A 6,104-nucleotide genomic window follows, 5' to 3' on the forward strand; every position below is an offset into this window, starting at 1 on the left:
AATGACGTCATTACAATTTTGCAATTGCGTTGAAAAGCAGAGACACGAGGCGAAGGCAAGCGGCCTGAACGGGCAGAAGGCTATTGCAGGACCTTCGGCAGCACCACGACCACGTCGACGCTCTGCGCCAGGATCTGCGTCGCGACCACGGCGAGGTGGTGCGAGAACTCGTCTTCGATCTCCGTCGCGCAGTCTTCGTCGCAGGCGATGGCAAACAGCAGATTGCCGTCGATTTCGTCGAACCGGATGCCGGCGAAGAGGCGATCGAACGTCTCGGCGCCCGCGATGAACGCGATTCGCGCCTGGATGGCCTGATCCTCGACGAGTGAGAGCTTCCTCATGACCGCAACATATGAGCGCGGCTTCTGAATGCAAGAGCAGGAGAGTGCTGGCGCGGCGCGCCTTGCGAACTATATTGGTTGCATCGTCCCGCCTGACCGCCGTTTGCTCTTGAGGAAATTCTTGATTCTGTTCCTGCTGCTGATCTTCCTGCCGATCGGCGTGTCGGCCGGCCGCTATTATTTGCGCGGCGACGGCCGCGGCAATTGGCAGACGGCGGATCGCTCCAGCGCCGGCCTGCTGTCGCCCGCATCCGCCAATCCGGACGCGCTGATCCGCGTGTTCGCCGCGCGCACCGTGCGCTGGCGCAGCATTTTCGCCGTCCACACCTGGATCGTCGTCAAGGAGAAGGACGCCGCCACCTACAGCCGCTACGACTACACGGCGTGGGGCGACCCGATCCGCAGCAACGGCTTTGCGCCCGACGGCCGCTGGTTCGGCGCCCTGCCGGAAACAGTCGTCGCGGTCGACGGCGCGCGGGCCGAAGCGCTGATTCCGAAGATCCGCGACGTCATCGAGAATTACAGGTTCCGCGCCTATGGCGACTACAGCGCCTGGCCGGGACCGAATTCCAACACCTTCGTGCAGGCGGCGCTGGACGCCGTGCCCGAACTGCGCGCGGTGCTTCCGCCGACCGCGATCGGCAAGGACTATCCCTACAGCGGACGCTGGGCCGGCATCACGGCGTCCGGCACCGGCCTCTACGCCTCGCTGTCGGGCTATCTCGGCATGACGATCGGCTGGGTCGAAGGGATCGAGATCAATTTCCTCGGCGCGGTGCTCGGCGTCGACATCCGCCGCCCGGCCCTGAAGCTTCCCGGCATCGGACGCCTCGGCATCGCCGCCGGCGCGTAGGGCAATGGACGGAGCAAGGGGCCGCACCGCAATTCTCCAATATGCATTTCAAACTTGCAGACACACCTTCGCATCCTCGCGGCTGATTTCACCCGAGCTTTGCTTGATCTCTCCACCCTCTTGAGCCAAGAGGGCACAGGGAAGGCCGGGTGCCAGCTGGCACCCGCGGTCCGCTGCGCGAAAAGCACACGCAGAAAAACCGCACAGCAGCATACAGGTGTAGCCAATCACTCGGCCTTCCCTGCGCAGTGGTTGGACGGCTTATGCCGTGCTCTCCCGGGAGCCGAGTTCCTTTTGGCCTCCCTCGCCTTCGCGAAATTCACCGACCCCGCGCCGGTTGACGCGACTGTCGCATTCGCCAGGCTTGACCGTAGCAACGACGGCCAGGACCACACGATTTTGCCGTACGCACGGTTCGCTTGTTCACCACTGGTTTCGACGACGTTGTGCACGTTGCCGCCGACCTGATGGCGAGACGAACCTGGCAGCGCCGCTCGTCGGCACGAAGTTTTGGGCTCACGGAGAGCAATCCGCCCTGCCCGCACCTCTCGCGCCCGACGCTGCCGCGTCCACCGCAAGCCCGGCTCGCGAACGTGACGACCACAAGATCGCCCCTCAAGGATGAGCCAGGATCGGCGACACATACGCCATTTCCGAATTTCGGTAAAGCGGAATATATTTGCACGGACGGATTGACAGAGGGGCGAAACAGGGCGGCGCTCGCTCTCATCTATTTTCTTGCGCGGTGGAGCGGAGCGAAACCCATCAAAGTCGGTACCCTCCCAAGCTTCCCGACATCGTCCTTCCAATGTGTGCTTCATATCACCGCATGATCAAGCGCCCACGCCTAGGATGATCCTGCATGGCCGCAAACAGGGTAACGGCGGTACGCACGAGGCCGGAGTGGCGATCAACAGCTACGGACTTCTGAAGCCGCCAGGGTGAAGAACTCGGCGGCTTTCTCCCTGTCCAGGGAAACGCGCGGCCGAAGCCGACGACTTTTCGCTGCCGATATGGGCACCAGCAGCGCCGGCTTCTATCGTTTCTCTGAGGGGCCCGAGGGCCTCCTCTGTTCGCGTTCTTCTTCGATCTGCCGTTCCGCTTCGAGCCAAAACTCCACGTCGCGATCGACCGGGCGACCGGCCTGCTCCCAGAGCTCGTACGCACGTGCTCGCACCTTGCCGCGCCCCATCATGCGAAGGAGCTTTTGCTTCAGCTCCTCGGCGAAGTTCCTGAATCGCTGGACAGTCGTCTCGTCCTTGACGAGCGCAGCCGCTCGCGTTGCGAGTTCAATCTGGTGCTCTATTTTTTGCTGCTCGTCCACGCAAACATCGCCGTAGAGACGGGTCTGCTTCACAGCCCGTGCTGCTCACCTCAATTCATTCCAGAAGGCTCTGTTCCGCCTAGTGCCACGTCGTGTCGGCTTCGACGATAACCGCCCTCGTTTCCGGATCATCGGTCGTGTTGCAAGTACAGGGCATGCCCTCACCGCACCGGCAGCCGCCCAACTCGTCGCTCCAGGCGCGGAGCGGATGGTTTTCGCAGACCCATCCCAGCCCGTGGCAGAATGGGCACTTCCTGGCGGTCACAGCGTATCCGGCGTCCGCATGGTGTTCGATTTGTCCTCGTTGCGCAGCTCTTGCTCGGCCGCGTGCCAAAACTCTTCCTCGCGGCCTTCGGGCTTGCCAGCTCGCTCCCACAGTCGGTGCGCGCGCGCTCTGATGTCTTGCTCGGTCGGCTCAGGCATTGCACCTCCTGCTATGAGCACGGCCCCACCCTGGGGGGTATGGGGGGCTAGGGGGCGGAGCCGTGCAGACCAGCAATCGGCGGCGACGCTGGCCCGCGGATTCAAGCCTCGATGGTGCGCAAGAGTTCCTAACTCGTACTCGAGCCGCCGTTCGGGCGGGCGGTACGACATCCAGATGCGACTGGGGAAAACGGCGGCCGCTGTCTTTGGCCGCCGTCTTTTCCGTGCCGGCCTTCGAACGAGCAGCTTTCAATTGACTTCTTCCTGCCCTCAAGCGCCCGCGGCATGCATCGCCGCGGACCACCCGAATACCATCGCAGGTCCAATCATCGTGCCCGGACCCGGATAAGTGCCTCGAAAGATCGAGGATGAATCGGTCCCGACGGCGTAGAGTCCGGGTATGACCGTCCCGCAGCGAGACAAGACCCGAGCGGTTGAATCCGTGCACAAGCCGGCACTGCTGGCGAGATCCGTCGGCCATACTGCGACGGCATAGTATGGCCCAGGACCGATCCGTCGCAGGCACGGGTTTGGCTTGGTCAGGGGATCGCCATTGAACCGGTTCAACTCGCTTGAACCGCGGCCGAAATCCTCGTCCACACCGCTCTCGGCATAGCGATTGTACCGCTCAATTGTTTGACCAAGCTCGCCGCTATCGACACCGATTTTTTCGGCCAGTGCTTCGATCGTCTCGCCCGCTACCAAATATTTGGTCTTCAGAAACTTGTCCAAATACCTCGTCCCGGGACGAACGAGACCGATGCCATAGACCCTGATAAAGGCACGATCGCAAATCAGGAAAGCCGGCGTAGCCAACACGGAAGACGGGTTCGAACGCAACATCGCTTCCACGAAGTCGTGATAGGAGTCGGCCTCGTTCACGAAACGGCGGCCCGACTTGTTCACCGCAAGCAGGCCTGGCTTGGCACGATCGAGCATGATGTGCGGGAATACCGAGACGTGGCCGTCCGCTTGCGTCATGACCGAGCTTGGCATCCACAAGGCGGGGCTATTGAGATTGCGCTCGATGACCGCGTCGACGCGTTCGGCCGCGAGCATGCCGTCCCCGGTATTGGACGAAGGCGTGAGTGAAAATCGGCGCGCGGCCTCCGGGAAAAACCGTTCGCGAAGCTCGCGGCTCCAGCCGATGCCTCCCGTTGCCAACACCACGCCCTTGCGGGCACGTATCGCCAATGCTCCGGACGGTGATGAGAAAACGGCCCCAACGACTGCATCGCCGTTGCGGATGAGCTCGCTGAGCTCAGTCTCATATCGCATATGCACGCCGGAACGACGGAGACTGTCAAACAGCCTTGCGACGAGAGCGTTGCCCATGATCAGACGCTCTCCGCGCCTGTAGCGAAGCCGATCGAGCAAATGCCGACCGAGAAGACCAACGACATGCCTGAAGTTCGTCCAGTTGCGGAATGGCGCCAACAGCGCCGGGATGTCCGCCTTTCCGACCATCATGCCGCCGAGGACCATGAACTCTCGCCGCGGGGGCCTGATACGATCGAAATCTTTGCCAAGCTTGCGACCGTCGAACGGAACGGCGCCGAGAGCACGACCGCCGATCGCCGCCCCGGGAAGATTCTTGTAGTCGGGGTGTACCGGCGGTGCCGTAAACCGTACGCTCGTCTTCTGCTCGAGATAATCGAGCATGATGGGACCCTTCTGGAGGAACGCATCCACACGCGCGTCCGCGGCGTGTTCGCCGAGCAATGCTTCAAGATAGACCCGCGCCGCCTCGGTCGAGTCTGGCGTTCCTGCAAGCCGTCCCTGCCGATTGCCCGGAATCCAGACGGTGCCGGCGGAGGTCGCGGTCGTGCCACCAACCGTGTCCGACTTTTCGCAAAGGATCACGTCGAGCCCTTCGAGGGCAGCCACCAGCGATGTCGTCATGCCGGCGGCACCCGCGCCGACGACCAGGAGATCGGTCTCGATGTCCCAGGAGTGATCGGCTTGCGACATCCCGCATTACCCTTCCCGCCCCGAAATTCTCACCTCTGGCTGCGCGCCCGCTCGACGACGGCTCTGCCCGCCGCTAACGCCCGGCGCGCTCGCGACGCGGCATCGACGCTCTTGGCCAGTTGAACGGTCGGAACCTCGATGCTGATCGTCAGGTCATTCGGCATCGCGCTCGCAAGCCCCATCAGGTCTATTCCGCCCTCGCCCGGAAACATCCGCTCCTCGCGAGCCGCATGGATGAGCTGCTCTGTGGTCGCCGGCCGCTCGGCCGGGCCGTCGCATAGTTGCCAGTAGTGCAAGCGTTGCGCCGGGATGGCGCGGAGGTCCGCAAGCGAGCTTTGCGACCGATCGAAATGCAGCGCATCGACCAGAATGCCGGCACCGGGACGATCGACGTCGCCGACGATCCGCATCGCGGTCTTCAGGTCCGGAACGCTCGTCCAGGGCATGAATTCGAGATCGGAGGTCAGGCCATAGTTTGCTGCCGCTTCACAAAACTGCTGGTAGCGATCCGAAAACCGCGCCAGATCCGGATCGTAGGCTGCGACGAGGATGTGCTTGGCGGCGAGGCGCGCGCCGACCTCGAAGAAGGGCGTAAACGAGGCAATCTCGGTTTCCGGTCTGAACGCAACGACCTCGAGATCGGCGACAGTCACCCCCGTCAACTCCAACCGCCGGAACGTCTCCCGCAAGAGCGGCGCATCGTCCATCAGGCGATAGGCAACACCGCCAGGCGTGGCGGGCAACAGCCTGAGCCCGACTTTTTCGTAGCCGCAGTGCGCCGCCAATTCGATCATCTCGGGCGGCGCAAGCTCGAGCACGGTCAACGCGGCCAGCGAGAACGTTGCCATCAGCCGAAATCCGCGATACGGGCGTCGAGCGCAAACATGCTTTGATAAACTTCCGGCTCGCTCGCCCCGGCCATGACGTCGGGAGCAATTTCCGCGGCTTTCCGCAAGGCGGCCTGCAACGACGCCACGTCGAGCGCCTCGATGATCAAAAGCCCGGCGAAAAACCCCTCGTTCTTCCGCATGCCCTTCTCCGCCGTCCGTACCGACGTCCGCGCTTCGTCGGTCGCGCCGATCTGCACGGCAGCAACCCCGTCGCACGCAACGAGCGCCCGAGCCAAGCCTTGGGGATCTTTCGGCAATGTCTCGATCCGGAGCGCCACGATCGATGCGCCCTCGCCCCGCCC

At 63.1% G+C, this 6,104-nt stretch carries 7 protein-coding genes; 1 reads left to right on the plus strand and 6 read right to left on the minus strand.

What is annotated here, in order from left to right; all coding sequences use genetic code 11:
* Positions 1-80: 80 nt before the first annotated feature.
* On the minus strand, positions 81-341 hold the full coding sequence (locus QCM77_RS29070; RefSeq protein ID WP_279659366.1) for a hypothetical protein: 261 nt from the start codon (positions 339-341) through the stop codon (positions 81-83).
* Between the two features lie 121 nt (positions 342-462).
* Here QCM77_RS29070 and QCM77_RS29075 point away from each other — a divergent pair, with 121 nt between their 5' ends.
* Positions 463-1,194: a DUF3750 domain-containing protein gene (locus tag QCM77_RS29075; protein WP_279659365.1), complete on the plus strand. Its 732-nt coding sequence runs from the start codon at positions 463-465 to the stop codon at positions 1,192-1,194.
* 1,036 nt (positions 1,195-2,230) lie between these two features.
* Here the strand turns inward: QCM77_RS29075 and QCM77_RS29080 are convergent.
* The 5 genes from QCM77_RS29080 to QCM77_RS29100 form a co-directional block, all read right to left on the minus strand.
* Positions 2,231-2,551 (minus strand): DUF2934 domain-containing protein, encoded by a 321-nt coding sequence (locus QCM77_RS29080; protein ID WP_279685897.1) that lies wholly within the window; start codon positions 2,549-2,551, stop codon positions 2,231-2,233.
* Positions 2,552-2,779: 228 nt separating this feature from the next.
* On the minus strand, positions 2,780-2,941 hold the full coding sequence (locus QCM77_RS29085) for a DUF2934 domain-containing protein (protein WP_279659363.1): 162 nt from the start codon (positions 2,939-2,941) through the stop codon (positions 2,780-2,782).
* A gap of 270 nt (positions 2,942-3,211) precedes the next feature.
* Positions 3,212-4,912 carry an FAD-dependent oxidoreductase gene (locus QCM77_RS29090; protein ID WP_279685898.1) on the minus strand — a complete coding sequence of 567 codons (1,701 nt, stop codon included), beginning with the start codon at positions 4,910-4,912 and terminating at the stop codon, positions 3,212-3,214.
* A 29-nt stretch (positions 4,913-4,941) separates the two neighbouring features.
* Positions 4,942-5,760 carry a sugar phosphate isomerase/epimerase family protein gene (locus QCM77_RS29095; RefSeq protein WP_279685899.1) on the minus strand — a complete coding sequence of 273 codons (819 nt, stop codon included), beginning with the start codon at positions 5,758-5,760 and terminating at the stop codon, positions 4,942-4,944.
* Positions 5,760-6,080: a hypothetical protein gene (locus QCM77_RS29100; protein ID WP_279685900.1), complete on the minus strand. Its 321-nt coding sequence runs from the start codon at positions 6,078-6,080 to the stop codon at positions 5,760-5,762. The genes QCM77_RS29095 and QCM77_RS29100 overlap by 1 nt, the downstream gene beginning before the upstream one ends.
* Positions 6,081-6,104 lie beyond the last annotated feature (24 nt).

The organism is Bradyrhizobium nivariense (genome assembly GCF_029846695.2).
In the GTDB taxonomy this organism is placed as follows: domain Bacteria; phylum Pseudomonadota; class Alphaproteobacteria; order Rhizobiales; family Xanthobacteraceae; genus Bradyrhizobium.

Coding starts and splice junctions, on each gene's coding strand:
- QCM77_RS29070 (WP_279659366.1), bottom strand. CDS start 341: ATGAGGAAGCTCTCACTCGTCGAGGATCAGGCCATCCAGGCGCGAATC.
- QCM77_RS29085 (WP_279659363.1), bottom strand. CDS start 2,941: ATGCCTGAGCCGACCGAGCAAGACATCAGAGCGCGCGCGCACCGACTG.
- QCM77_RS29090 (WP_279685898.1), bottom strand. CDS start 4,912: ATGTCGCAAGCCGATCACTCCTGGGACATCGAGACCGATCTCCTGGTC.
- QCM77_RS29095 (WP_279685899.1), bottom strand. CDS start 5,760: ATGGCAACGTTCTCGCTGGCCGCGTTGACCGTGCTCGAGCTTGCGCCG.